Source organism: Clostridium hominis, from assembly GCF_014287825.1.
GTDB lineage: Bacteria > Bacillota > Clostridia > Clostridiales > Clostridiaceae > Clostridium > Clostridium hominis.
In genome coordinates this window covers 25,194-51,248 of sequence record NZ_JACOOO010000037.1, presented here as the reverse complement: position 1 = coordinate 51,248, position 26,055 = coordinate 25,194, and the positions used below count along the sequence as shown (strand labels likewise).

Genomic DNA, 26,055 nt, shown 5'->3' with positions numbered 1-26,055 from the left:
TATGGAGTAAATTTATGAGAGAAAATTATGAGAATTTATATAGTGATAATTTAGGTGATATTGGAATAGAGACAACTTCATTTGATAGTTGTTTAAGAAAATATATGAATAGTATACCTAAATTAATACATTATTGTTGGTTTGGAAGAGAAGAAAAACCTCTAATAGTTAAAAAATGCATAGAGTCATGGAAAAACATTTTAGTTGATTATGAAATAAAAGAGTGGAATGAAGATAATTTTGATATAAATATAAATGAATTTGTGAGACAAGCTTATGAAAGTGGTAAATATGCATTTGTTAGTGATTATGTTAGGGTATATGCTCTTTATAATTATGGGGGGATATACCTAGATACAGATGTAGAGGTGTTTAAGCGGTTTGATGATTTGTTAAGTAATGAATCTTTTTGGGGGTTTGAGGAAAAAAATTTTATAGCGACTAGCACAATAGGAGCAAGAAAAAATAATGAATTAATAGGAAAATTTTTAGATAGTTATAATGAAAAGAGTTTTGTTAAACTTGATGGATCAATAGATACTTTAACTAATGTGGCCATAGTAAGTGATATGGTTAAAAAGATGGGAGTTAATTTAAATGGAGAATTTCAAAAAATTAAAGGGATTGGAACATTTTATCCACAAGAGTATTTTTCACCATATGACTATATAAATTGCTATAGTAAACAAAATGAAAATACTTATGCTATTCATCATTTTTATAAAAGTTGGTTGCCTTTTTCAACAAGAGTAAAGTGTAGTTTAAAAAGGGTCCTATCATTTATTATTGGTGGGAATAGAGTAGCTGAAATTAGAGAAAAAATTAATAATAGTATTAAAGAGGGGAATAAATCATGAGAGAAATATTAATAGCTTCTTTTGATATGGAAGTTGGAGGCGTTGAAAGAAGTTTAATAAATTTATTAGATAATTTTGATTATGAGAATAATCAAGTTGATTTATTTCTTTATAGACAACAAGGTGACTTTATGAAGTTTCTAAATAGTAGGTGCAATTTATTAAATGAAATAGATGAATATTCTACATTTAGAAAATCAATTAAACAAATATTTTTAGAAGGTAAGTGTTTAATAGCTATATCTAGAATTTTAGCAAATATAAATGCAAATATTATAGGGAAAATTAATAGTATCGATGAAGTTGGATATTATCAAATGCAGCTTATGTGGAAATATTCTATGCTATTATTACCTAAAATAGATAAAGAATATGATGTAGCAATAAGTTATTTATGGCCACATTATTTTATAGCTAATAAGGTGAAGGCAAAGAAAAAAATAGCTTGGATACATACTGATTATTCTAAAATAGAAACAGACATAAAAGAAGATTTAAAAGTATGGAATAAATTTAACTATATAATTTCAGTATCAGAAGAGTGCAAAAATTCTTTTGAAAAAAAATATCCTAGTTTAAAAGATAAAGTAAAAGTAATGGAGAATATAACGTCACCAGAATTCGTTAGAAAAATGGCTGATGAATATATAGAAGAAAAATTTGAAGGAGATAAGTTTAATATAGTTTCTGTAGGAAGACTATGTTATGCAAAAGGAATAGATAATGCAGTTAGATCTTTGAAATCATTACATGACAAAGGATTAAAAAACATTAAATGGTATGTTGTTGGTTATGGAGGAGATGAGGAATTAATTAAAGGTTTAATAAAAGAACATAATCTTGAGGATAGCTTTATTTTATTAGGGAAAAAGACAAATCCATATCCATATATGAAAGCTTGTGACTTATATGTTCAGCCTTCTAGATATGAAGGAAAAGCGGTAACAGTAACAGAAGCTCAAATACTTGGTAAACCAGTAATGATAACAAATTATACAACTGCTAAAAGTCAAGTTAAAGATAAAGTAAATGGATATATATCAGAGTTAAATGTAGAAGGGATAGCTTATGGTATTGAAGAGTTAATCAAAAAGAATGAATCAAGATTGAGTTTAAGTAATAATTGTAAAAAATCAAATTTTAATAACTCAAATGAGTTAGACAAGTTATATGAGTTATTTAATTAAGATGTTTATATTTAAGATATAGTTTATATCAATTTATGGAGAATTACTAATGAATATTAAAGTATCAGTTATTATTCCAGTTTATAATTGTGAGAAATATATTAGAGAGTGTATAGAGAGTTTAATTAATCAGAATTTAAAAGAATGTGAATTTATATTTATTAATGACGGCTCTACAGATAAAAGTGAAGAAATAATTAAAGAATATTTATACGGTGATGAAAGAATAAGTTTAATAAATCAAAAAAATAGTGGGGTAAGTGTAGCAAGAAATATCGGAATTAAAAAGGCAGTTGGTGAATATATAGGTTTTGTTGATGCGGATGATTATGTGGAAAATAATTATTTTGAAAGACTATATAATGAGGCTAAAGATGATAATTGCCATATAGTTATATGTGGGTGGAAAAATGTTTTTAAAGATAATGAAACTGTATTTAGCTTACCTTTTGAAAAGAATAAAGTTTTTAATAAAGCAGATATTGAAAAAAACATATATCCATTTCTGATTAAGGAAGATAGTTTAAATTCAGTATGTAATAAGATTTATAAAAGAGATGTATTAAGTAAAAATAATATTGAATTTCCGGTGGGACTAGATCTAGGTGAAGATGGATTATTTAATATTAAGGCATTTACTCAAGTTAATAGATGTAAATTTATTGATTATGAAGGATATTATTACAGATATGTAGAGGGTAGTGCGACAAGAAATGTGATAAATAAGGATTATTTTAAACGAGCAATAAATGTTTTTAATAGAAATATAGAAGAATATGAAAAATGGCCGATGGATATAGAAGAAATAGATAGATTAAAATCATTAAAGCTTATAAATACAGCTATTAGCTTAACATATGTCTATTTTGTTCCAAATAAAAATAATACATTAAAAGATAGATATAAATATGTAGAAGCCATGATAAATAATAGCAATTTAAATTTGGTAATTAATAAATATTACGAAGAGATAGGTAATAATAGAGGATGGTATGAAAAAGCTATTATTAATAGCATTAGGAGTAAAAATACTTTAGCTATATGGATGCTAACTTCATATAGTAGATTTAGAAATAGATAATGGAGGGTTAGTATGAGAGTAATGATGTTTGCACATAATGGAAGTTTAAATAGAGGATGTGAGGCTATAGTAAGATCAAGCAGCAGAATAATTAAAGATACTATTCCTAATTCATATATAGAGTTAGCCTCTTGGAGACCAGAGACAGATAAAATAATAAAAGATGTTGATAATTTTATTAATGCATTACCAAGAGAGATTAATCCATCTTTTACTGAAAAGTTAAAGATTTTTTTAGAATTGAAGCTAAATGGAACAGATAAATATGCACAAACTCAGATTCATAAAGCAACTGTAGATAAAATTAAAGATATAGATGTATGTTTGTCTATAGGTGGAGATAATTATTGTTATGGCGAGCAAGATTGGTTATATGCAATAGATAAAAATGTTAAGAAAAAAGGTAAAAAGTTAGTACTTTGGGCATGTTCTATTGGGGATGAGGATATGTCAGATAGAAAACTAGAAGATTTAAAGTGCTTTGATTTGATTTTAGCAAGAGAATCATTAACCTATGATGTTCTTAAGTCAAGAGGATTAAATAATGTAAGACTTGTAGCAGATCCTGCATTTACAATGGAAAAAGATGAACTACCTTTACCTAAAGGATGGAAGAAAGATGATACTATAGGTATAAATCTCAGTCCTTTAATGTTAGAGAGAAATCCTAATGCTATGGAAGCTACTATTGAATTAATTAAATATATATTGAAGTACACAAAATCGGTAATAGCACTAACTCCACATGTTATAGATAAAGGAAATGATGATTCGGAAGTACTTAATGAGATATATGAAAAATTCAAAAGTACTAAAAGGGTAATTTTATTACCTAATAATTTAACTGCTACTCAATATAAAGGATATATTGCAAGAATGAGATTTTTTATAGGGGCTAGAACTCATGCTACTATAGCTGCTTATTCAAATCATGTTCCAACAATGGTTTTAGGATATAGTATAAAATCTAGAGGTATAGCTAAAGACTTATTTGGTGAAGAAAAGCTAGTATTAGGAATTAAAGAAATATCAGATGTGGATAAATTAATATTAGGATTTAATCAGCTATTAAAAGAAGAAAAAGAAATAAGAGAAACTTTAGAGCATAAAATACCAGAAATACAAAGAATGTCATATAAGAGTGCTGAGTATTTAAAAGAAATAATAGCATAATAGAGGTCATTATGAAAAAGGATATTTTATTTATTATTCCAAGTTTAAATATTGGTGGTGGAGAAAAAAGTTTAGTTAATTTGTTACAACAAATAGATTATGAAAATTATAATGTAGATTTATTTCTTATTAATAAAAAAGGAGTATTTTTAGATTTCTTACCGAAAGAAGTAAATATATTAGATACTCCTAGAAATTTAGAAATATTTAATCAATCATTACAGAAGTCAATACTTAAATTTTTAATTAACGGGAAATTAAGATTAGCATTTGATAGGATAATATTTTTTATAGGGAATAGAAAAAATATAAGTGTTGCGAAAAGAGAACAATATACATGGAAATATATGAAGAGTGCTATTGGAATAATAGATAAGAATTATGATGTAGCTATTGGATATCTTGAAAAGACATCAAATTATATATGTGCTGATTGTATAAAAGCTAATAAAAAAGTAGCTTGGATACATACAGATTACAATAAGCTAAAAGCAGATAAAGTATTTGATGAAAAATACTTCTCTAAGTTTGATTATGTAGTAACTGTCTCAGATCAATGTAAAGATATACTATCAATTAAATTTGTAGATTATAAAGATAAAATAAGGGTTATTGAAAATATAGTTTCAAGCAGGATAATAAATAAATTATCAAAAGAAAATATATCATTACCAATCTCAAGGAATGAAAAAGTTATAGTTTCTGTAGGTAGACTAAGCTATGAAAAAGGATTTGATATTGCTGTACAGGCTTGCAAAATATTAAAGAGTAAAGGTCTTAAGATAAAATGGATTTTAGTTGGCGATGGACAGGAAAGAAATTCATTAGAAGAAATGATATATGAAAATGGATTAAAAGACGAGTTTTTATTAGTAGGTTCTACTCCGAATCCATATAAATATTTAGCAAAAGCTGATATTTATGTTCAACCATCAAGATATGAAGGGAAATCTATAGCAATTGATGAAGCAAAAATATTATACAAACCTATAGTTGCAACAAATTTTAGTACTATAAAGGATCAGTTAACTAATAATATTAATGGAATAATAACTGAAATGAATAGTAATGCTTTAAGTAATGGAATTGAAAGTTTAATTATTAATGATAATTTGTATACAAGTATAGTTAGTAATTTAAAGAACACGGTAGTAAGTAAAGAAAAAGAAATATATAAATTGTATGAGCTTATAGAGAATTAATGAGGAAAAATTTATGAAGAGAATTTTATTTGTAATGAATAATTTAAATTGCGGAGGAGCAGAAAAGGCGCTGATTTCATTATTAGAAACTATTGATTATTCACAATATAGTGTTGATTTACTTCTATTTAAAAAAGAAGGATTGTTTCTATCAAAGGTTCCTAAGGAAGTTAATATACTTGATGAACCAGAGAATTATAAATATTTTGATATGTCTACTAAAAAGGCTGTATATGAGCTTTTAAAGAAGCGTGATTTCAAGAATGCTATTGCTAGGTTATTATCTGTATATATTTTTAAAACTGAGAAAATAAAATCAGTTATGGAACAGAGAGTATGGAAGTATTTATCGATATCTTTAAAGGAAATAGATACAGAGTACGATGTAGCAATAGGTTACTTAGAAAAAAATCCAGTATATTTTTGTGTGGATAAGGTAAATGCAAGACAAAAAATAGGCTGGATTCATAATGATTATGAAAAGTTAGAAATGAATAAGTATATTGATAATAAATACTTTAATAAATTAGATTATGTATTTACTGTTTCAGATGAATGTTTAAATGTATTAAAACGTACATTTCCACAGTATACTGATAAATTTAAGTTAATGCATAATATAATTTCACAAAATACTATAAAGAAATTATCGTTAGAAAAAATAAGCGATCTAAGCTTTAGTAATAAGAATATAAATATAGTATCTGTTGGGAGATTAAATTATCAAAAAGGCTTTGAGCTTGCTATAGAAGCGTGTGCTACTTTAAAAGAAAGAGGTTATAAGATAAGGTGGAATATATTAGGTGATGGAGAAGAACGTAGTAAGCTAGAATGTCTAATAAAAAAATTAAAACTAGAAAATGAATTTAAATTACTAGGAATTAAAGAAAATCCATATCCATATATAGCAAATTCAGATATATATGTACAACCATCTAGATTTGAAGGCAAGTCAATAGCTATAGATGAAGCTAAAATATTAAATAAGCCTATAGTTGTAACTAATTTTTCTACATCAAAAGATCAAATAGTAAATGGATTTAATGGCCTAATATGTGATATGAATAGTAAAGCATTAGCTAAAGAAATAGAGAGACTAATAAATGATAAAAATTTGAAAGATAAGTTAATTAATAATTTATCCAAAGAAAGCTTAGGAAATGAATATGAGATTAGATGTTTATATGATGTAATAGGAGTTTAATTATATTTATGATAAAAAGAATATTTAGTTTTATACGAGCTAGAGTAAGAAAGCGTATATTAGAAGAGATATGGTTAGAAGATTATGTTAAAAGAGGAATGAAAATTGGAGAAAATTGTTCGATACAACCCAGATGTATATTCGATTACTCACATTGTAACTTAATTACTATTGGAGATAATGTTACTATTGCCCCTCAAGCATATTTATTAGCCCATGATGCTTCAACAAAGCGTGATTTAGGATATACAAAAGTAGGACAAGTTATTATTGAGGATAATGTGTTTGTAGGAGCTAGAGCTTTAATAATGCCAGGTGTAACAGTAGGGAAAAACTCAATTGTAGCTGCTGACTCAGTAGTAACTAAAGACGTGCCACCAAATTCTATAGTAGCAGGAAATCCAGCAAGAGTAATAGAAACTAAGATTAAATATATAGAAAAAAATAGAGAGTTGTTAGAATTACTTCCTAAATTTTCCTGGGATTATTCAAATGGATCGGGCAAGCTAACTGAAGATATGAAAATAGAGATGAAGGAAAAACTGAAGGATTCAATGGGGTATATGGTTTAGAAGAAGGGAAAAAATATGATATATATTACTATGATAATTTTATTAATTGTATTAACAATTGTACTAAGTGATATAGTTCCTTTATTAAAAACATGGGTATCGAGGGTACATATTGGAAGATATGAAAATGAAGAAATTTGGATTCAAGCTATAGTTAATAAAAGTATTAAGTGGTTGAATAACACTCCAAAGATAAAGGTAACAGATAATACTAGACTTACAATTATAGAAAGAATTAAGGGGAATTACAGTAAAAATGCAATACAGCATTGGCAACAAGCAGCGTTATTATTAGGATTAAATGATTATCTTAAAGTTAAAAGTGATAATAATATAAAAATAGAAATAAATAAATTTTTAAAGTCAAATTTTAATAAGGACGGTAGTTGGAAAGAGAAGCTTAAATTTATTGATTGTGCAATATTATCATATGCTGTTATGAATTATGATAAAGTGGACAAGTATAAGGTATCTTATGATGAAACTTATAGTTTAATTAGAGAATTAATCGGATCTGATGAAACTGTAAAGTATAGAAAAAGCATGGAAGATTACAGATATGTAGATACTATTGGTTTTATATGTCCGTTTTTAATAAAGTATGGAGTAAGGTTTAATTATGAAGAGGCTATTGAATTAGCTATTAATCAAATTAAAGACTATTATAAATATGGATTTGATAATGAAAATATAATACCATTCCACGCTTATGATATAAAGAATAAATATAAGTTAGGACTATGTGGATGGGGCAGAGGATTAGGATGGTTTGCCATAGGAGTAATAGATTCGTGGAGAGAGCTACCTGAAAATAATAAGTATAAGAAAGAGATTGAAGAGATAGTAGTTACTTTTTCAAAATCTATACTAAAACTTCAATTAAATAATGGGGCATGGGGATGGACTGTTACTAGAAAGGAAACAAGAATTGATTCATCTACCACAGCAACATTAGCATATTTTCTAACTTATGCTTCCATAATTAAAGATATAGAAAAAGAGTGCAAGTTAGCTTGTGATAAGGCTATTAAGTATCTTATGTCCGTGACAAGAAGAGATGGCACCATTGATTTTTCACAGGGGGATACGAAGGATATAGGGGTGTATTCAATGTTATTTGATAAACTTCCATTTACACAAGGTTTCGCATTAAGAGCAATAGTTAAAGCAAGTAAAGAGGTGAATAAAAGTGAAATTGAATACAGCATCTAGAACAGTAAATTCAATAAGAAACATATTGACTGGATTCTTAGGACAATTTATTCAAACTATATTAGGGTTTATAAGTAGAACTGTATTTATTAAGTTTTTAGCAGCTGAGTATTTAGGGATAAGTGGATTATTTACTAATATTTTATCTATATTATCATTAGCGGAATTAGGAGTCGGAAGTGCAATTATATATGCATTATATAAGCCTTTGGCAGAAAGAAATGAAAAAGAATTAACAGTTTTAATGAGATTCTATTCAAAGACATATAGGATTATAGGTATAATTATTGGAATAATTGGATTAGCTCTTATGCCATTTTTAAATATAATTATCAAAAATACTCCTAATATAAATGAAAATATACAGGTGTTATATTTATTCTATTTGTTTAATACTGTAATAACTTATTTTTACTCATATAAGACATCAATAATCATAGCAGATCAAAAAAATTACATTTCATCAATAGTAAGTTATTTAATTAGCATAGTTCAAACCATTTTACAAATATTTGTTTTAGTTATAACAAGAAATTTTATGGTATATTTATCAGTTCAAGCAGTATGTTCTATAATATATAATTTAATCATCTCTAAAATAGCCGACAAAATGTATCCTTTCTTAAAAAGTAAAACCAAAGATAAGTTAGATAAAAAAAATAAAGCAAGCTTAATAAAAAATATTAAATCATTAATGATTGTTAAGTTAAGTGGAGTACTTGTAAATAATACAGATAATATGATAATTACATATTTTTCAGGATTAACATCTGTAGGAATGTATTCAAACTATACATTGTTAACTGGAATTATAAATACTGTATTAAGTCAAATATTTGGGGGAATTACTGCAAGTGTTGGGAACCTAAATGCAAAAGAAAGTAAGGAAAGACAAAGAGAGTTTTTTGATATCATGAATTTTGCAAACTTTTGGTTATTTGGTTTTTCGAGTATTTGTATAATACTGCTGATTAATGATGTTATAAGAGTATGGCTGAGTGATGAATATGTGTTACCTATAAATATAGCCATTATAGTAGCAGTAAATTTTTATATGGTTGGAATGCAAAATGCTGTATGGACATTTAAAAATACAATGGGATTATTTGGATATGGAAGATACTTATTGTTAGTTACTGCTACTATTAACTTAATATTATCAATAGTTTTAGGTAATTTATTAGGTCTATTTGGAATATTATTGGCTACTGCAATAGCAAGAATTTTAACTAATACTTGGTATGATCCTTATGCTGTATTTAAGTATGGACTAGGTTTAAAAGCTAGTAAATATTTTATTAAATATATAAGGTATTTATTAATAATTATTTTATCGTTATTAATATCATATTATTTAAGTAGATTTATATATGTTGACTCTACAGTTAAATTAATCTTAAAGATTATTATTTGTGCAGTTACATCAAACCTGGTGTTTTTAGTTTGTTTATTTAAAACTAGAGAATTTAATTATTTTAAAACAATAATATTTAGTTTTTATAATAAAACATTATTAAAGGTAAAAGAAAGTATTTTTATATAAAAGATTAAAAGAATTAATTGAGGTTAATATGGTAAAAAGAATAATAATAATATTGAGTGTAATTCTAATTATTATTACGTCAATACTAGGAGTTAGAACAATAAAAAAAATAAAGATGAAAAATGAAGTAGAAAAATCTAGTACCGTTTTTAATGAACAAAATGAAATATATATAACTAAAGATGATGAAAATGGAGCTATTGAGTATAGGTCTGATACAATGACCATAAATATTAATCCTATAAAGAAGACTAATCCTAACATAGAAATGTGGGAAATATTAATAAAGGTAAATGATGGATCTCAGATAAAATCAGCTTTTGCAGGTGATGAATTTAATTTGAAAAACAGAGAAACTACTTCTTTTATGGCTATGAATAATAATGCTGTACTTGCTATTAATGGAGCTGCATATGGATTTAATAAGAGTAGCTACGTTATTCGTGATGGTATTGTTTATAGGGATACAAGGCTTGATTGTGATCCTCTTGTTATACAGGAAGATGGTGATTTTAGAATATATGATGATCAATTTACAGGTGAAGAATTAGTTGCAAAAGGGGCTATGCATACTTATGATTTTGGACCTGATCTTATTAGGAAAGGTGAAATCGTTGATTATGGTGATACTTGGTATAAGAATGATTTATCGCCAAGGACAGCTATTGGGCAATGTGGCCCGCTTGAATATGTTATTCTAGTAGTTGATGGTAGAAGTGATGAATCTATTGGAATGAGTCTTTATGATGTTGCTACTGAGCTTAAGAGTAGGGGATGCTATTGGGGATATAATTTAGATGGTGGAGGCTCTACTACATTATATTTTAATGGTGAGGTATTAAACAATCCTTGTGATTGGTATGGGGAAAGGCCTATATCAGACATATTATATTTTGTAGATTAAAATTTTATAAATTGATAAAAGGGTATAAACATTGCAACAATATGCAGTGTTTTTTTATTTACTATTTTTTATTATTATCACAATATATATCCTTAGAAATCATTGAAGGAGATAAACCACATAGTTCATCATCTTTATCACTTTCATCATTCTTTAATAAGTCTTCTTTACTAAGCTCTGCCAAGTTATATGAATGGGTATAAGCATCTTGATCTTTGTATTTAAAATAAGCCCAATTATCATAAAAGTTAATTACTTCAATTATGTTGTCTTTAATTAATATACCTAATAGGTTAGATAATATTTTAGGTTTATCCATAACAAGTGCAAATGTTGTTGTGACTTTGTATAGAGACATAATGGTTTCCTCCTTAGCATTTTTTATATTTATCAAAGATGATTTTTTAATACATAATATGAGGAAGTGTTATCTAGTGTTACTGGAGTAATTAGTGAATATAATATTCAATGGTAATAGTATAAATGCTATTATAATGAAAAATAGACACGGTGAAATAGGAATTTAATCAAGAATTAAAAGTGATTAATATTTCGTATTGAAATAGTGTAATAACTTTTGACTTTTTAGTCAAAATACAGAGAATTAGAGATAATAATGAATCAATTTGATGAAGAAAACATAATAATTATACAAGAAAATGGTGGTATAATATGGTAAAAGACTGTATTTAAGGGGGGGAATGGCCATATTATGAATAATACAGAAAGTCAGTTGATAGAGTTATTATCAAGGGCAATAAGAAAAGATAACAATATCAAGATATATGATAATGTAAATTGGGATAATTTTATAAATATTGCTACTGATCATAATATCGAAGGAGTTATTTATTCAATTATAAATAATAACAAGGATAAATTAAATATAAGTGATGAATTATTAGAAAGAATGAAAGCCTTTGCTTTTTACACAGGAATAGCTCAGGTTAGAAAAATTGCTTATTTAGATATAGTATTTAAAGAGTTTAATGATAATAATATACCAGTTATAGCATTAAAGGGGTTAGTGGTTAGAGAATTATATCCTGAGCCAGACCAAAGAAGTATGTGTGATGCAGATGTATTAGTAAATGAGAAGGATATACCAAGAATAACAGAAGTTCTTAAAAATATAGGATATGATTTAGAAAGTGAGGATGAACATTTTCACCTGAAATTTAGACATAGGCTTTATCCAATGATAGAGGTACATTGGAGCTTAATTGAAGGAAAAGAATTAGATGAGTTTTTATGGAAAAATACAATAAAAACAAAAATTATAAATACTGAAATTACAACTTTAGGTTATGAGGATTTTGCATTGCATCTATGTCATCACATGGTGCATCATATGATAGGTATGGGATTTGGTTTAAGACAAATAGCAGACTTAGTATTATTTACAGAAGCATATAGATATAAGATAGATTGGACAAGTTTTAGGAATAAAGCTAAGGAACAAGAAATTGAAAGATTTACTTTAATAATATTTGCATTATGTAGAAATTTATTTAATATGGAAATTCCAGAAGAGGTACTTGATAGAGATATAATATATAGTCCAAATTTAGAGTTGCTAATAGAGGATATTATAGTAGGTGGAGTATTTGGAACAAGTGATAAAACAAAGACTATAGGAAATTCTATAAGCATAAATATGAATCAAAATGATGACAATCCTTTCATTAGTATGATGAAAAAATTAATTATAGTATTAAATCCAGCTGATGAAACATTAGAAGGAAAATATAGTTATGCAAAAAAAATAAAAATATTAAAGCCTATAGCAGGTATTCAACAAATTTACCATGGTAGATTCAATGAGGATTACAGTTTAATTGAAAATATCAGGATACTTTATAGAGGAATCAAGATATCTAAAGATAGAAATAATCTAATAAGGTGGTTAGAGATATAAAATTTAATGGATAATAATTTAAAGAATGTGCTACGTAGATTTAATTTCTGCATAGTTTTCTGGTTATATAGATAGTTTAATTAGATATTAAATTATTTAATAAAAAACATTAAAAAAATATTTCTCGAAATAAAAAATAGACAGAAAAATAAGAGTTTATTAAAAAAGTTGTATTAATTTGATTTATAGAAAGTTTAAGGATTAACTAGAAGTTATGGTATAATATGTAAATAAGGTGCCGGTTTTAAAATATATATTTATATAAATATAAATAAGAATATATATTTTAAAGGATAAGTTTATAAAAAATATTAGATTACTTAGATAAAATATTAAATTAGAAACTTATAGAGAAAAACGGAGGTAAGCAATGCAAATACTCAAAGAAATGCCAGAGAGAATACCGATGGATGGAACTTTTGAATTAACTGTTAGATGTAATTTAAAATGCAAAATGTGCTTATTCAGACATGATGATTCTGAAAATGAAGAAATAATTAAGAATGAACGTACTGCAGAAGAGTGGATTGATATGGCAAGACAAGTTGCAGAAGCAGGAACATTCAATCTTTTAATAACAGGTGGGGAGCCGATGTTAAGAAAAGACTTCTGTGAAATATACGAAGGCATATATAAACAAGGATTTATGCTTACATTATATACAAATGCAACTTTGGTTACGCCAAAGATTATGGAAACACTAAGAAGATATCCGCCACACAGGATTGGAGTAACTATATATGGAGCATCAGAAGAAACATATGAAGAGGTATGTGGAAACGGAAAGGCTTTTAATAGAGCAATAGAAGGAATGAAACTTTTAAGTACATTACCGTCAATTCTTGAATTTAGGACAACTATAATTAAAGATAATTATGATGAAGTTGATGCAATAGAGGATTTAGTTCATAGAGAATTTGGAGAAGATAAAACACTTACTCAAACAAGAATGGTTAATAAAGCTGTAAGAGGTGCATGTGCAGATGTAGACTCTTGTAGATTATTACCAGAAGATAATGTGAGAATATTTTTAAGACGTGGATTCAATAAGCTTGAAAATCTTGTAGGAAAAGATAGATTTGATATAAAAAAAGCAAAGTTAGAAATTACTGAAGGTGACTCTCAGCATTCATCAAAAGAAATTATATCATTATTTGGATGTGATGCTGGTATGAAATCTTACGCAATATCATGGGATGGAAAATTGATTGGGTGTCAAATGTTGGGAAAATTCTTTACTCAACCATTTATAAATACATTTAGGAAATCTTGGGAAGAATATCCCGAAAGAACAGAGGTAATAAAGTTAAATGATAAATGTGTAAGTTGCAAAAATTCAAATTTATGTTTATGTTGTTATGCTACTAGGTATGCAGAAACAGGAGATTTAGGTGGCTGTCCAAAATATGCATGTGATGATGTGAAAGAATTATTAAAATTTTTATAGGTATGAAGGAGGAGTCTATATGAATAAATATATAAGTCCTGAGATTGAATTTAAAAAAATTAATATAAGAGAAAACATAGCAAACACTTGTTGGGGATATCATAGCTCTTCAAAAGAATTATTTTATGATTATAAAGGGAAAGGATATATTGGATTTTATATAACAGGATCAAGTTGTGAATTTGGTACAGGGAAAATAAGTGTTAAATACTATAATGTTCCTGAAGATGAACAAACTAAGGCATATAATGAGTTTTATAATGCAGTAATCGAAAGTGGTGGTGACTCAGGAAATCCATTTAAAGGTGAAGGTTCAGTTATATTACCAGATCCAGATCCTTCATGGAGTTAATATGAGATGAATACTTCAGATAAATTAAAGATAGGAAAGTGGATTTTAAAATATAAGTATTCTTATGAAAAGTTTAATTTTATGGATTTTCCTTGGAAGATAGATGGATTTAGGTATGAAATAAATGAGGGAGATTATATTAACTTTATCCATGATATAGAAGATTCTAATATTAATTATGATTTCATTTATATTCCTGAAAATAAAGTTTATGCAGAGCATAATGGGTTTCAACAACACATCATTTATGAGGATAAACATAAAAATTTAACTTGGACTCTTAGAAAGAGTAGCAATAAAGAGAATATACTAGTTTATAAGATAAACAACAAATGGGATAAATGGGATTTAATCTACGATGCAACTAAAACAAATGGTAAATATGCTTTTGAATATTTGCATCAAATCTTTTCTTATTCGGTACTTAATTATGGAGGAATTGTCCTCCATGGAGTACTGATGGAGCATGAGGGAAAAGGTATTATAATATCGGCACCTTCAGGTACTGGTAAGACTACTCATGCTAGGATGTGGAGAGATAGTGAGAATGCTTTAATTATTAATGGTGATAGAGCACTTTGTGGAAAAGATGATGATAGTGGAAAGTGGACTGGCTATGGTATGCCTTGGTGTGGTACTTCAGGGGAGTATATCAATAGAAAAGTACCTATCTCAGCTATTGTAGTATTAGAACGTGATGATGAGAATAGTATTGAAAAGTTAGAAATACTAGATGGTTTTATACATATGCTACCTAATGTTACAGCTCCAACTTGGGAAGAAAAGTTAATGAACAATGCAGTAGATATGTTACAGGATATGGTTGAAAGTATACCAGTATATAAGCTAAAGTGTCGTCCAGATTTAGATGCTGTTAAAGTATTAAAGGCTGAAATTGATAAGTTATAGTTTATATAGTCAAGTGATTTGGAAGAGATATGAGGGGGGAACGGATATGAGGAGAAAAGATGGGTATATATTAAGGACAATAGCAGGTTCTAATGTATTGGTGCCAATTGGTAATGAGATTGCTAATTTTAATGGGGTTATATCTTTAAATGATTCTGCAAAATTTTTATGGGAAAATCTTAAGGAAGACATAACAACAGAAGAGTTAACAGATAATTTAATTAAGGAATATGAAATAGATAGAGAATTAGCGGATAAAGATGTCAATGAATTTATAAAAATATTATCTGAAAATAAAATGTTAGTATAGAGTATGGTGGAAGGTATGAGTAATAATATTGAAAAGGTATCTACTCATGACTTATTTCCCATTATAGAAGAATTGCTTGCTTGTAATAAGCAGGCAATTTTCACTATATCGGGATATAGTATGCTTCCTTTTATGGGGAGTCAGAGGGATCAGGTGCTTTTGGGTAAAAGGGATTTTGAAGGGTTAAAAAGAGGCGAAATTATATTATTTAAATTAGATTGTGGTAAGTATATTTTACATAGAATTTATAAGGTAACTGATGAAGGATACCTTACTATGGGAGATGGAAATTTACATTATGATGGAATCATAAGATCAGATCAAGTAATTGGTGTAGTTGAAAAGATTTATCGCAAAAATAAGGAGATAGATTGTAAAAGTCTATGGTTTAGGATTGCATCAAAAATATGGATGAGCCTCCTTCCTATCAGAAAATATATATTGAAACTGTATCATTTTATGCATTTCTGCAAAAAGAAAATTAAGACAGTTTTTGTTAAGGATAAGGGGGTAAGGTCATAATGGAGTTTATTAAAAAGGTAATAAAAAAAATAAAAGATGGAACTATTAAAGAGATGTATCATGAAGCTAAGTGGATTTATAGTTATATTAGAAATTATAAAATGGTAGTTATATTTTATATTGTTTTAGGTATAGTAGGGACTTTTATGAGTCTTGCTGGTAGCATAGCTTCAAAGTATTTAATTGATGCTGTTACTGGATATGATTCTGGAAGAATTGGTTTGATTATCTCTGTAATAATATCTATGGGATTAGGAAATGTAGCTATAAGTGCAGTTTTAAGTAGAATATCAACTAAGATTAATGTTAAGGTTGGAAATGAAATTAGGGCTGATATTTACGATAAGATAATAAATACTGATTGGGAATCTATGTCTTCTTATAGAAGTGGTGATTTATTGAATAGGTTAAGTGGAGATACTTCAACAGTTGCAGGAAGTGTTATTGGATGGATTCCAAGTCTTATTACAAAGTCGGTTCAGTTTGTAGCAATTCTTTCAGTAATTTTATATTATGATCCAACTATGGCAGTATTAGCCCTTATTAGTGCTCCAGTAACTTTATTAGTATCAAAGGTATTGATGAAGAGGATGAGAAAGTTTAATAAGGATATTAGGATTATAAGCAGTGAGATGATGTCATTTAATCAAGAGACATTTAGCAATTTACAATCTATAAAGGCATTTAATTTAGTAAATGTATTTTCAAATAGATTAAGGGATGTTCAAAAGAAATATACTGATGTTAATTTAGATTATAATAGGTTTTCTATATATACTTCTTCATTTATGTCTGTAGTTGGAATGGTTGTTTCTTACTCGTGCTTTGGATGGGGAGTTTATAGATTGTGGACAGGTCATATAACTTATGGGACAATGACTTTATTTTTACAATTATCAGGTTCGTTATCAGGAGCATTTTCAGCATTAATTGGACTTGTACCATCTGCTATAGCTGCAACTACTGCAGCAGGTAGAATTATGGAAATTGTTGAACTTCCTAGGGAGAATATGAAGGATGAAGATTTAGTTGATAGAATAGCTGTCACTTGTGATGATAGTGGACTAGCTGTTGAAATAGATAACCTTAATTTTAAATATGCTGATTCAGAGAAAGTTGTATTGGAAAATGCTAACATTATAGCGAATCCAGGAGAAATAGTTGCTTTAGTTGGACCATCTGGAGAAGGTAAAACGACGACTATGAGAATTTTATTGGGTCTATTAAATATAGATGAAGGAAGAAGTATTATTAAATCTAATGATGATTTAGAATGCGATATTTCTGCTAGTACTAGAAGATTAATGGCTTATGTTCCACAAGAAAAAACAATGTTTTCAGGAACTATCGCTGAGAATATGAGAATGGTTAAAGAAGATGCTAGTGATGGGGAAATAATTGAGGCGCTGACAGCTGCTTGTGCTTATGATTTTGTATCAAAGTTACCTGAAGGTATAAATAGTAAGATAGGTGAACGTGGTAATGGATTCTCAGAAGGTCAAAATCAAAGGCTTTCTATTGCAAGAGCTCTACTTAGAAATTCACCTATACTTTTATTAGATGAAGCTACTTCTGCTTTAGATGTTGCAACAGAAAGAAGAGTATTAAGAAATATTATGTCTTTGAATACAAATAAGACCTGTATAGTAACTACACATAGACCAAGTGTGCTTAATATGTGTGATAGGGTATATAAAATATCACAAACACAAGTAACAGAGGTAACGACAGAAGAAGTTGAACAAATGGTGGTAGATTTTTAGTGTAAAATAATAAATTATGACTAGATATTCGATGTGCTTATAAAATGATATAAGTGATATATAATAAAAGACAAGATACAAATAAATGTAACTTGTCTTTTAAATTAGAGAGCTTTGGACAAGAGAAGTCTATTTCTTATATCAAATATTTTTAAATATCTTCAGTAGAGATAAGCTATAATCTCACCAAAGGTAGCTGTCATCAATTTAGTAAGTCTATTATTTGCATAAAATAAATTATACAAATCTGTTCTTATGACTTAAAATCTTTTATTTTGTTTAGCATGTTCTTCTATTTTCTTTTCATCTGTATAACTATAAGCAGATGTTGGATTATTTACATTACTCATAGAAGTAGGAAATTTAATTCCGGCAGATGTTATAGTACCATCAGTTCTATTTTGTTTATTATTTGATTTTGCCAATAAAGGCACCTCCTTATTTTTAGCTTGACGATTAGCAATTATAATTGGAAATATGTCAATTGTTCTTTGTGATTTATCACTCTAAGAATTATTGTCTTGGATTTAAATCTAATTCATCATCTAAATAAGGTCCTTCAGTGTAATCAAACTCATTACAAGCTATGTTATTACATACTATAGGATCTTTTAATGGATTTGGTAGTGGTGTTTCACTTCCATCAGGAGCTTTACTAATTAATTCATGTTCTTCAGGTTTGTACCAAGTTCTTGCCCTTGGAAGATAATCACGGTTTTTATCATAAGATTTTTCTATTTCAGCATTTTCTTTTGTTATTTTAGAACTCATAAAAATCCCTCCTAACTGAAATTTTTAAATAAAATTTACATAAGATTCATTAATATTAATTAAATTAATATTAACTTTCCTATAAACTTAGTATTGCTAAGATATAAGATTTAATTCATGACAATTGGTGAAAATAAATATGTTATAATGTTAATCGAGGTGATTTTATGAGAATATTATTGGCGAGTGATCTTGATAAAACTTTGATATTTGATAATAAGATTTCAGAAGAGAATAAAGATGCCATTAGAAGATTTAAGGAAGCAGGAGGAGTTTTTGCTATTTCAACTGGAAGACCTTACAATGGTGTTGAAAAGGTTATAGAGGAATTGAGGGTTAATCCTGATTATTTAATTTTAAATAATGGGGCACTAATAATTACAGGAAATGAAGAAATAGTTCATAGAGAATTTATTCCTTTTAATGTAGTAAAAAGTATTTTTAATGATATGGATAATGATGAGGTTTTAATTTCTGTAGAGACTGGCTTTAGAACTTATCCAATAGATTTAAAGAGCAAAGGTGCTGAAGCTGCGTTTATATCTGATATAGATTCTACTTTTAAAAACTTAGAATTAATAGACAAGTTAGACCAAGTTTTTGAAGAGGATAAAGAAAAGATTGCTGCAATATCGTTATTCCTTCCAAGGGTTGATGTTAATGTAGTACAAGACGCTTGTGATTATGTAAATGATAATTATGGAAATTATGTTATTGCATATAGAAATACAAGATTTATAGATATTGTACCTGTTGGATGTTCAAAAGGCTCTGGAGTTAAGTGGATAAGTAAAGAAGAAAATATTGATATTAAAGATGTTTACGTTATAGGTGATTCATGGAATGATGATTCTATGTTTGAAATAACTGATAAATCTTTTACATTTACATATGCGGAAGAGGCGTTAAAGACTAGGACAAATTACATAGTTGAAACTGTTGCAGAGTGCATTGATAAATATATTTTATAATTTGTTAGAAAACCTTAATATATTAAACTGAATATCTAACAAATCTATATTTAAAATAAACAATAAAATACAAGGGATGAGGATAAAAATATGAGGAAGATGTTGGCAAGTGACCTAGATGGTACTCTTTTATTTAAGGGGAAAGTTTCTGATGAAAATAAAGAGGCATTAAAAAGGTTTAAAACTAATGGGGGGATTTTTTCTCTTTCAACAGGAAGAGCTTATAACGAAATAGAGACTGTTATTAAAGATATGGATATTAGACCAGATTACTTTATTTTAAATAATGGGGCATTAATCCTTGATGATAAGGCGGAGATAATTCATAAAAGTGACCTTGATTATAAAGTTACTAAAGAAATATTAGCTTATATAAAAAAGTATACTGATATGGTATCTATTCAAACAGGATTTAAATCCTATGCTATAGTTTCAAAGCTTACAAGATTAAAAATTAAAATTAGAATGATGATTAAAAATTTAGTTTATGGATTAAATCATAAGGATAAGAGAGTATATGTAAGAAATCTTGATGAGATAGAAGATGTTAAAAATCAAACTTTTACTTTAATGGCTGCTAATTTTAATAAGTACCCAGTAGAAGAAATTCAAAAAGTAGCTGATTATATAAACAATAATTATGGAGATTATGTAGAGTGTTATAGAAATACAATATTTTTGGACATAGTTCCAAAGGGATGTTCTAAAGGTCATGGAGTTAAGTGCGTAAGTGAAATTGTAGATTTGCATATGGATGATGTTTATACCATAGGTGATTCATGGAATGACGATTCAATGTTTCAAGTTACTAAAAACTCATTTACTTTTACTTATGCAGAAGAAGGCTTACAGAAAAAAACTACTCATGTAGTTGAAACTGTGGCTCAGTGTATAGACAAATATATTCTAGAATAATATATATAGATATAATAATTAATATGTTATTACTATAGATTAATAAAGTTTACTTATAGATATTGATGTCTAGTATTCCTATAATCCTTGTAATAGTAGAAACTTAATTTAATTATTATAAGAAATATAGGAAGCTTACGAAATATAAATAATATAAATTAATAAAATAGTAATTAGGTAGACAACTATCCTGAGCTACAGTAATTTATATATGGATGGTTAAACAATTTTGAAATAAGAAGGGGAGAATTATGATGTATCCAATTAGATTTGAAAATATATATTTTGAAAAAATTTGGGGTGGAAGAGACTTCGAGGACTTTAGAGATAACTTACCAGAAGGTGAAATCGGTGAAACATGGGATGTAAGTTGTCATGAAAATGGAACTGGAGTAGTTGCTAATGGAGAGCTAAAAGGTAAGACTTTCTTAGAAATAATAGATGATTTAGGACATGATTTAGTAGGGACAAAGGTAAGTACAGAAAAGTTCCCTTTATTAGTTAAGCTTATTAACTCAAAAGAAAAGCTTTCAGTTCAAGTTCATCCAGGAGATGAGTATGCAAAAGCTCACGAAAACTCTTTAGGAAAAACTGAAAGCTGGTATGTTGTTGATGCAAAGCCAGGTGCAAAATTAATAGTTGGTACAAAGAACTGTGATAAAGCTACTTTTGCAAAAGCTATTGAAGAAGGAAAGAGCGAAGACTACCTTAATATAATAGAAGTTAAAAAGGGTGATTTCTTCTTAATTAATAGTGGATTAGTACATGCTATCTGCGAGGGGCTAGTAATTGCAGAAATTCAACAAAATTCAGACATAACTTATAGAGTTTATGACTATGGAAGACCAAGAGAAATTCATGTAGAAAAATCATTAGATGTAATAGATTTTGATTTAGAAGCAATAAACCTTTCAAATAATGAAGTACAAGAGTTTAACGGATTTAAAAAGGTTGAATTCTGTGATAGTGAATACTTTGGAGTTGAAAAATTTGATATAGCTACTGAATGGAAAGATGAGAGTAATAAAGAGAAATTCTTTATTTTAACTTGTGTTGAAGGAGCTGGAGTAATTGGGGGAGAAAACTTCTCTGAAGAGATTAAGAAGGGTGATAGCTTCTTAATTCCAGCAAACTTAGGAAAATACACAGTAAAAGGTAAAATAGAAGTATTAAAGAGTTATCCAAACTAAACTATATGTAAAACTATGTAATTATAAATTTATAAAATATTGAAATAGAAAACCACAAGTATTTATTGCTTAAATACTTGTGGTTTGTTTCTTAATGGTTAAATTTATTGATTTTATAGATTAATAATTTTCTGTTATTCAACACGAGGTATTACTTGATCACCTAAAACAGGAGCTTCATCAGGAGTCTCAGGAAGAGCTGGATCTTCTGGGATCACTGGATCTTCTGGAGTTTCTGGTACATCTGGGTTTTCAGGAGTTTCCGGAATCTCTGGTTTTTCAGGTGTTTCTGGGACTACTGGTTTTTCAGGAATTTCAGGGGTCTCTGGTTTTTCAGGAGTTTCTGATGGTGGTACAACTGGTGGAGTAGGTATTTCAGAACCTTGGTTACCGTTGTTAGTACTTCCATTACCAGAACCATTATTTATGCTATTATCATAATCTTCTTCATATGTATTATCTGGAGTTACATAGTCTTCAGGAGTGTCAATTACTTCATCAATAACTTCTTCAGTTTCATTTTCATTATCTACCTCGATCTCATAAAGAGGTTCTTCTTCCTTTTCTACTACATAATCCTTAAGAGTGTTCTTTATAGGTGGTCTTTCTTTAATAGAAGATGACTCATTTCTATCCATACTAGCTTGTATTGCATCTATGGAAAATGTTAAAACTAATGCTACTACCAAGACTACAATTAATATGTTTTGAAATTTTTTTGAGTTTAAGTTCATAATCCATACCTTCCTTTACTATACTTATGCAAATATATAATTCTACATAATATGGTAAAATCCTCTTTGTATATTAAATAATAGGAGAATTAGGAAAGGTATTGTTCAAGGAAATAGGCAACACCGTCTTCATCATTATTTTTAGTAATGAAGTTAGCAATTTCTTTTATTTCATCGTAAGCATTTCCCATGGCTACTCCAGTACCACACATTTTTATCATATCTACATCATTAGGGGCATCACCAAAGGAAACTACATGATTTATGTCTATATTAAGTATGTTGCAAAGATTAGCTATAGCAAAACCTTTTCCACAATCTTTGTTTAAAAATTCAAATATTTTAGGCAACGAATGAATTGCGTTATAATTATCTATATATTGTGAAGGAACTAAAGGGATAATTTCATTTATCTTATCTTCATCAGCTACAAACATTATTTTAAATAAATTATCAAAATTAGCTAAGTCATCAGAAGTATTAACATAGTGAACTTTTAAGGGTAAGTCATTGTTATCGCCATTATCAAAATGATTATGTTTTTCAGAAGCAATAGAAAAATCATGACTAAAAGCTTCTATGGCAACATTAAATGATTTACCTAAATCAAATATTTCTTTACATATATTAATATCCATATAATTTGAATAAATAGGTGAAAAATCCTTTATGGAATATATAGAAGCACCATTGTTGCAAATTACAAAGTCATCATCTGAGAAAATACCTATATCATTTATATAATGAATTACTGCATTTAAAGGACGACCAGTTGAGATTACAATTCTAGCACCATTATCAGAAAATTTTTTTAAAATATCCTTTGTGTATTGAGAAACTGTATGGTCACTTCTAAGCAAAGTACCATCCATATCTATAGCTATTAGTTTAAACATTATATACCCCCATAAATTTAATAATACTTTTATTTTACAATATAATACTTTTAATAATTATCAATTTATGAAAAAGTGGTGTTAATAGATGAAATTACTTTATGAAAGAAATTGAGTATTCACATATGTTAATAAAGGTAAGTTAGTTCTATAAAATTATAGATTTTGAATTTGATTTTAGTTTGAAAATATATTTATAGAAAGTAAGATTATTATGAATAACTGTAAAATTCTTTAGGTTTGTAATATTAATAAAAACAGTATATAATGATTAAGTTATAATAAAAAATATCATAATTAAAATAGTAATATTTAATTATTTAATATGAAAAAGCTTCTCTGTTATAGTAGAAGATTTAAATTACAATTATAAAGTATAAAATTTTGATTGTCAGTTATGATAAATAATGTTTAATTAGGAAACACACTACTCATATACATTCGTAGGTGTAAGTTCGATTGACTAAATTAAAATTTAGAATCTCACTTAAGAAATTTTTATAAGAAATTTACATATATTTTAGGAGGATAAAACTTTGGCTGATTTTATTAATGAGATAAAAAAGAGAAGAACCTTTGCGATAATCTCTCACCCTGATGCTGGTAAAACTACATTAACTGAAAAGTTCCTATTATACGGAGGAGCTATAAGACTAGCTGGTTCTGTTAAGGCTAGAAAGGCATCAAGCCATGCTGTTTCTGACTGGATGGAAATAGAAAAGCAAAGAGGTATCTCTGTTACTTCTTCTGTTATGCAATTTAATTATTCTGGACATTGTATAAACATACTTGATACTCCAGGACACCAAGACTTCTCAGAGGATACTTATAGAACTCTTATGGCTGCTGACTCTGCTGTAATGGTAGTTGATGCTGCTAAAGGGGTTGAGGATCAAACAAGAAAGTTATTTCACGTTTGTTCTTTAAGAGAAATGCCAATATTCACTTTCATCAATAAGATGGATAGAGAGGCTCAAGATCCATTTCAATTATTAGAGGATATTGAATCAGAACTTGGAATTAAGACATACCCAATGAACTGGCCAATAGGTTCAGGTAAAGAATTTAAAGGTGTTTATGATAGACAAAATCAAAGAATCATAGCATTTAACGGTGGTAACCACGGTTCTACAGAAGTTGAAGCTATTGAAGGTTCTGTTGATGATGAAAAGTTCAGAGAAATATTAGGTTCAGCTCTTCATGATAAGCTAATGGAAGATATAGAGCTTCTTGATATAGCTGGAGATGATCTAGATATGGAAAAGGTTAGAGAAGGTGCTTTAACTCCTGTATTCTTTGGATCAGCTTTAACAAACTTTGGTGTTGAGCCATTCTTAGAGAACTTCTTAGAAATGACTACTTCACCACTTGCTAGAAACTCAAATATTGGAGTAATTGATCCGTTTGATGATAAATTCTCTGCTTTCGTATTTAAGATTCAAGCAAATATGAACAAGGCTCATAGAGATAGAATTGCTTTCATGAGAATTTGTTCTGGTAAATTTACAAAAGGTGAAGATGTATTCCATATGCAAGGCGGTAAGAAATTAAAGCTTGCTCAACCACAACAATTTATGGCTGAAAACAGAGAAATTGTTGAAGAAGCATATGCAGGAGATATTATCGGGGTATTCGATCCAGGTATATTCTCAATTGGAGATACATTATGTGCACCATCAAAGAAGTTTAAGTTTGATGGAATTCCAACATTTGCACCAGAACACTTTGCAAGAGTTAGACCTGTAGATACAATGAAGAGAAAACAATTCGTTAAAGGTGTTACTCAAATAGCTCAAGAAGGGGCTATCCAAGTATTCAGAGAAAACCACGTTGGTATGGAAGAAATAATAGTTGGAGTTGTAGGGGTACTACAATTTGAAGTTCTTGAATACAGACTTAAGAGCGAATACAACGTTGATATTAAGATGGAAAGACTTCCATTCAGATATGTTAGATGGATTGAAAATGAAGATATAGATATGGATAAATTAAACTTAACTTCTGATGCTAAGAGAGTTAAAGACTTTAAGGATAGAAACATATTAATATTCCAAAATGACTGGGGAATAAATTGGGCTCTAGACCACAATAAAGGACTTATACTTTCAGGTGTTGGAAAGAGTGATGATTAGTCGCTAAAGCGAGGAGAAAATGTAAGTCTAACGGCTTAGAGAAATATTCACTTCGTGAAGAGAAATTTTTGACTACGTCAAAGAGAAATATGTGGCTAAAGCCACGTATGAATATTCAGCTTCGCTGAAGTGAAAAGTGCCTGCGACAGGTGAAAGGTCACCTACGGTGAGGGGAAAAGATTGTCTTACGACAATAGGGAAAGACCTTCCTTGCGGAAAGGGGAAAAGTACCTGAGTCATGTGAAGGACTAGCTTCGCTGATATTAAAGGTCACCTACGGTGATGAGAAA

Annotated in this window: 26 protein-coding genes; 21 read left to right on the top strand and 5 right to left on the bottom strand. The window is 28.2% G+C overall.

The genetic code is table 11. The annotated features are described in order from the left end of the window. The first annotated feature begins 14 nt into the window (after window positions 1-14). Genes H8S20_RS15525 through H8S20_RS15480 form a run of 10 tightly spaced genes read left to right on the top strand, consistent with a single transcriptional unit; the run spans window position 15 to window position 10,935 of the window. Window positions 15-857: a glycosyltransferase family 32 protein gene (locus H8S20_RS15525; RefSeq protein WP_186860656.1), complete on the top strand. Its 843-nt coding sequence runs from the start codon at window positions 15-17 to the stop codon at window positions 855-857. Then, window positions 854-2,044 carry a glycosyltransferase gene (locus H8S20_RS15520; RefSeq protein ID WP_186860655.1) on the top strand — a complete coding sequence of 397 codons (1,191 nt, stop codon included), beginning with the start codon at window positions 854-856 and terminating at the stop codon, window positions 2,042-2,044. Before H8S20_RS15525 ends, H8S20_RS15520 begins: the two co-directional genes overlap by 4 nt. Before the next feature lie 49 nt (window positions 2,045-2,093). Then, window positions 2,094-3,125 (top strand): glycosyltransferase family 2 protein, encoded by a 1,032-nt coding sequence (locus tag H8S20_RS15515; RefSeq protein WP_186860654.1) that lies wholly within the window; start codon window positions 2,094-2,096, stop codon window positions 3,123-3,125. A gap of 12 nt (window positions 3,126-3,137) precedes the next feature. Further along, on the top strand, window positions 3,138-4,298 hold the full coding sequence (locus H8S20_RS15510) for a polysaccharide pyruvyl transferase family protein (protein ID WP_186860653.1): 1,161 nt from the start codon (window positions 3,138-3,140) through the stop codon (window positions 4,296-4,298). Between the two features lie 11 nt (window positions 4,299-4,309). Then, window positions 4,310-5,500 carry a glycosyltransferase gene (locus H8S20_RS15505; protein ID WP_186860652.1) on the top strand — a complete coding sequence of 397 codons (1,191 nt, stop codon included), beginning with the start codon at window positions 4,310-4,312 and terminating at the stop codon, window positions 5,498-5,500. 13 nt (window positions 5,501-5,513) lie between these two features. Next, window positions 5,514-6,704 carry a glycosyltransferase gene (locus tag H8S20_RS15500; RefSeq protein WP_207725340.1) on the top strand — a complete coding sequence of 397 codons (1,191 nt, stop codon included), beginning with the start codon at window positions 5,514-5,516 and terminating at the stop codon, window positions 6,702-6,704. A gap of 8 nt (window positions 6,705-6,712) precedes the next feature. Beyond that, on the top strand, window positions 6,713-7,276 hold the full coding sequence (locus tag H8S20_RS15495; protein WP_186860651.1) for an acyltransferase: 564 nt from the start codon (window positions 6,713-6,715) through the stop codon (window positions 7,274-7,276). Window positions 7,277-7,306: 30 nt separating this feature from the next. Then, complete coding sequence (locus H8S20_RS15490; RefSeq protein WP_207725339.1) at window positions 7,307-8,488, top strand: glycoside hydrolase family 88 protein; 1,182 nt, start codon at window positions 7,307-7,309, stop codon at window positions 8,486-8,488. Further along, the gene (locus H8S20_RS15485) at window positions 8,466-10,031 is read left to right on the top strand and encodes a lipopolysaccharide biosynthesis protein (RefSeq protein WP_186860649.1); all 1,566 of its coding nucleotides are present in this window, start codon (window positions 8,466-8,468) and stop codon (window positions 10,029-10,031) included. Before H8S20_RS15490 ends, H8S20_RS15485 begins: the two co-directional genes overlap by 23 nt. Window positions 10,032-10,059: 28 nt before the next feature. Continuing rightward, window positions 10,060-10,935: a phosphodiester glycosidase family protein gene (locus tag H8S20_RS15480; protein ID WP_186860648.1), complete on the top strand. Its 876-nt coding sequence runs from the start codon at window positions 10,060-10,062 to the stop codon at window positions 10,933-10,935. Window positions 10,936-10,996: 61 nt separating this feature from the next. Here H8S20_RS15480 and H8S20_RS15475 read toward each other — a convergent pair whose 3' ends face one another. Next, window positions 10,997-11,293 carry a hypothetical protein gene (locus H8S20_RS15475; RefSeq protein ID WP_032120227.1) on the bottom strand — a complete coding sequence of 99 codons (297 nt, stop codon included), beginning with the start codon at window positions 11,291-11,293 and terminating at the stop codon, window positions 10,997-10,999. 354 nt (window positions 11,294-11,647) lie between these two features. On the opposite strand from H8S20_RS15475, the gene H8S20_RS15470 reads away from it, so the two are divergent. The 7 genes from H8S20_RS15470 to H8S20_RS15440 all read left to right on the top strand — a co-directional run bounded on the left by H8S20_RS15470 (window position 11,648) and on the right by H8S20_RS15440 (window position 18,156). Continuing rightward, window positions 11,648-12,853 (top strand): nucleotidyltransferase domain-containing protein, encoded by a 1,206-nt coding sequence (locus tag H8S20_RS15470; RefSeq protein ID WP_186860647.1) that lies wholly within the window; start codon window positions 11,648-11,650, stop codon window positions 12,851-12,853. Between the two features lie 370 nt (window positions 12,854-13,223). After that, a complete protein-coding gene (locus H8S20_RS15465) occupies window positions 13,224-14,300 on the top strand; it encodes a radical SAM protein (protein WP_186860646.1) in 1,077 nt (358 codons plus the stop codon). A 19-nt stretch (window positions 14,301-14,319) separates the two neighbouring features. After that, window positions 14,320-14,652, top strand: a complete 333-nt coding sequence (locus tag H8S20_RS15460; protein ID WP_186860645.1) for a hypothetical protein — start codon at window positions 14,320-14,322, stop codon at window positions 14,650-14,652. Window positions 14,653-14,658: 6 nt separating this feature from the next. Then, window positions 14,659-15,561: a hypothetical protein gene (locus tag H8S20_RS15455; RefSeq protein ID WP_186860644.1), complete on the top strand. Its 903-nt coding sequence runs from the start codon at window positions 14,659-14,661 to the stop codon at window positions 15,559-15,561. A 46-nt stretch (window positions 15,562-15,607) separates the two neighbouring features. Next, window positions 15,608-15,871: a PqqD family protein gene (locus tag H8S20_RS15450; RefSeq protein WP_032120223.1), complete on the top strand. Its 264-nt coding sequence runs from the start codon at window positions 15,608-15,610 to the stop codon at window positions 15,869-15,871. A 15-nt stretch (window positions 15,872-15,886) separates the two neighbouring features. Further along, complete coding sequence (locus H8S20_RS15445) at window positions 15,887-16,393, top strand: S26 family signal peptidase (RefSeq protein ID WP_186860643.1); 507 nt, start codon at window positions 15,887-15,889, stop codon at window positions 16,391-16,393. Then, complete coding sequence (locus H8S20_RS15440; RefSeq protein ID WP_186860642.1) at window positions 16,393-18,156, top strand: ABC transporter ATP-binding protein; 1,764 nt, start codon at window positions 16,393-16,395, stop codon at window positions 18,154-18,156. Before H8S20_RS15445 ends, H8S20_RS15440 begins: the two co-directional genes overlap by 1 nt. A gap of 260 nt (window positions 18,157-18,416) precedes the next feature. Here H8S20_RS15440 and H8S20_RS15435 read toward each other — a convergent pair whose 3' ends face one another. After that, window positions 18,417-18,581: a hypothetical protein gene (locus H8S20_RS15435; protein WP_156334262.1), complete on the bottom strand. Its 165-nt coding sequence runs from the start codon at window positions 18,579-18,581 to the stop codon at window positions 18,417-18,419. Window positions 18,582-18,669: 88 nt separating this feature from the next. Continuing rightward, on the bottom strand, window positions 18,670-18,927 hold the full coding sequence (locus H8S20_RS15430; RefSeq protein WP_042282263.1) for a hypothetical protein: 258 nt from the start codon (window positions 18,925-18,927) through the stop codon (window positions 18,670-18,672). 167 nt (window positions 18,928-19,094) lie between these two features. Between H8S20_RS15430 and H8S20_RS15425 the strand changes: the two genes are divergently transcribed. From H8S20_RS15425 to manA, 3 genes are all read left to right on the top strand, one after another. Further along, on the top strand, window positions 19,095-19,898 hold the full coding sequence (locus H8S20_RS15425; RefSeq protein ID WP_032120220.1) for an HAD-IIB family hydrolase: 804 nt from the start codon (window positions 19,095-19,097) through the stop codon (window positions 19,896-19,898). Between the two features lie 90 nt (window positions 19,899-19,988). Further along, complete coding sequence (locus H8S20_RS15420; RefSeq protein ID WP_032120219.1) at window positions 19,989-20,813, top strand: HAD-IIB family hydrolase; 825 nt, start codon at window positions 19,989-19,991, stop codon at window positions 20,811-20,813. A gap of 254 nt (window positions 20,814-21,067) precedes the next feature. Continuing rightward, entirely contained in the window at window positions 21,068-22,003 is a 936-nt protein-coding gene (gene manA, locus H8S20_RS15415) for a mannose-6-phosphate isomerase, class I (RefSeq protein ID WP_032120218.1), read from the top strand. Between the two features lie 134 nt (window positions 22,004-22,137). On the opposite strand, the gene H8S20_RS20520 is transcribed toward manA, so the two are convergent. Together H8S20_RS20520 and H8S20_RS15405 are read right to left on the bottom strand one after the other, a co-directional pair. Further along, window positions 22,138-22,737, bottom strand: a complete 600-nt coding sequence (locus tag H8S20_RS20520; RefSeq protein WP_243177708.1) for a hypothetical protein — start codon at window positions 22,735-22,737, stop codon at window positions 22,138-22,140. Window positions 22,738-22,826: 89 nt separating this feature from the next. Next, window positions 22,827-23,633: a Cof-type HAD-IIB family hydrolase gene (locus tag H8S20_RS15405; protein WP_186860641.1), complete on the bottom strand. Its 807-nt coding sequence runs from the start codon at window positions 23,631-23,633 to the stop codon at window positions 22,827-22,829. A 536-nt stretch (window positions 23,634-24,169) separates the two neighbouring features. On the opposite strand from H8S20_RS15405, the gene H8S20_RS15400 reads away from it, so the two are divergent. Continuing rightward, the gene (locus H8S20_RS15400) at window positions 24,170-25,765 is read left to right on the top strand and encodes a peptide chain release factor 3 (RefSeq protein ID WP_032120216.1); all 1,596 of its coding nucleotides are present in this window, start codon (window positions 24,170-24,172) and stop codon (window positions 25,763-25,765) included. Window positions 25,766-26,055 lie beyond the last annotated feature (290 nt).

Bases quoted from the DNA above. Each gene is read 5' to 3' on its own strand.
- H8S20_RS15425 (WP_032120220.1), top strand. From the start codon at position 19,095: ATGAGAATATTATTGGCGAGTGATCTTGATAAAACTTTGATATTTGAT.
- H8S20_RS15440 (WP_186860642.1), top strand. From the start codon at position 16,393: ATGGAGTTTATTAAAAAGGTAATAAAAAAAATAAAAGATGGAACTATT.
- H8S20_RS20520 (WP_243177708.1), bottom strand. From the start codon at position 22,737: ATGAACTTAAACTCAAAAAAATTTCAAAACATATTAATTGTAGTCTTG.
- H8S20_RS15520 (WP_186860655.1), top strand. From the start codon at position 854: ATGAGAGAAATATTAATAGCTTCTTTTGATATGGAAGTTGGAGGCGTT.
- H8S20_RS15475 (WP_032120227.1), bottom strand. From the start codon at position 11,293: ATGTCTCTATACAAAGTCACAACAACATTTGCACTTGTTATGGATAAA.
- H8S20_RS15470 (WP_186860647.1), top strand. From the start codon at position 11,648: ATGAATAATACAGAAAGTCAGTTGATAGAGTTATTATCAAGGGCAATA.
- H8S20_RS15405 (WP_186860641.1), bottom strand. From the start codon at position 23,633: ATGTTTAAACTAATAGCTATAGATATGGATGGTACTTTGCTTAGAAGT.
- H8S20_RS15505 (WP_186860652.1), top strand. From the start codon at position 4,310: ATGAAAAAGGATATTTTATTTATTATTCCAAGTTTAAATATTGGTGGT.
- H8S20_RS15515 (WP_186860654.1), top strand. From the start codon at position 2,094: ATGAATATTAAAGTATCAGTTATTATTCCAGTTTATAATTGTGAGAAA.
- H8S20_RS15465 (WP_186860646.1), top strand. From the start codon at position 13,224: ATGCAAATACTCAAAGAAATGCCAGAGAGAATACCGATGGATGGAACT.
- H8S20_RS15420 (WP_032120219.1), top strand. From the start codon at position 19,989: ATGAGGAAGATGTTGGCAAGTGACCTAGATGGTACTCTTTTATTTAAG.
- H8S20_RS15445 (WP_186860643.1), top strand. From the start codon at position 15,887: ATGAGTAATAATATTGAAAAGGTATCTACTCATGACTTATTTCCCATT.
- H8S20_RS15490 (WP_207725339.1), top strand. From the start codon at position 7,307: ATGATAATTTTATTAATTGTATTAACAATTGTACTAAGTGATATAGTT.
- H8S20_RS15450 (WP_032120223.1), top strand. From the start codon at position 15,608: ATGAGGAGAAAAGATGGGTATATATTAAGGACAATAGCAGGTTCTAAT.
- H8S20_RS15510 (WP_186860653.1), top strand. From the start codon at position 3,138: ATGAGAGTAATGATGTTTGCACATAATGGAAGTTTAAATAGAGGATGT.
- H8S20_RS15500 (WP_207725340.1), top strand. From the start codon at position 5,514: ATGAAGAGAATTTTATTTGTAATGAATAATTTAAATTGCGGAGGAGCA.
- manA (WP_032120218.1), top strand. From the start codon at position 21,068: ATGTATCCAATTAGATTTGAAAATATATATTTTGAAAAAATTTGGGGT.
- H8S20_RS15525 (WP_186860656.1), top strand. From the start codon at position 15: ATGAGAGAAAATTATGAGAATTTATATAGTGATAATTTAGGTGATATT.
- H8S20_RS15460 (WP_186860645.1), top strand. From the start codon at position 14,320: ATGAATAAATATATAAGTCCTGAGATTGAATTTAAAAAAATTAATATA.
- H8S20_RS15495 (WP_186860651.1), top strand. From the start codon at position 6,713: ATGATAAAAAGAATATTTAGTTTTATACGAGCTAGAGTAAGAAAGCGT.
- H8S20_RS15480 (WP_186860648.1), top strand. From the start codon at position 10,060: ATGGTAAAAAGAATAATAATAATATTGAGTGTAATTCTAATTATTATT.
- H8S20_RS15430 (WP_042282263.1), bottom strand. From the start codon at position 18,927: ATGAGTTCTAAAATAACAAAAGAAAATGCTGAAATAGAAAAATCTTAT.
- H8S20_RS15455 (WP_186860644.1), top strand. From the start codon at position 14,659: ATGAATACTTCAGATAAATTAAAGATAGGAAAGTGGATTTTAAAATAT.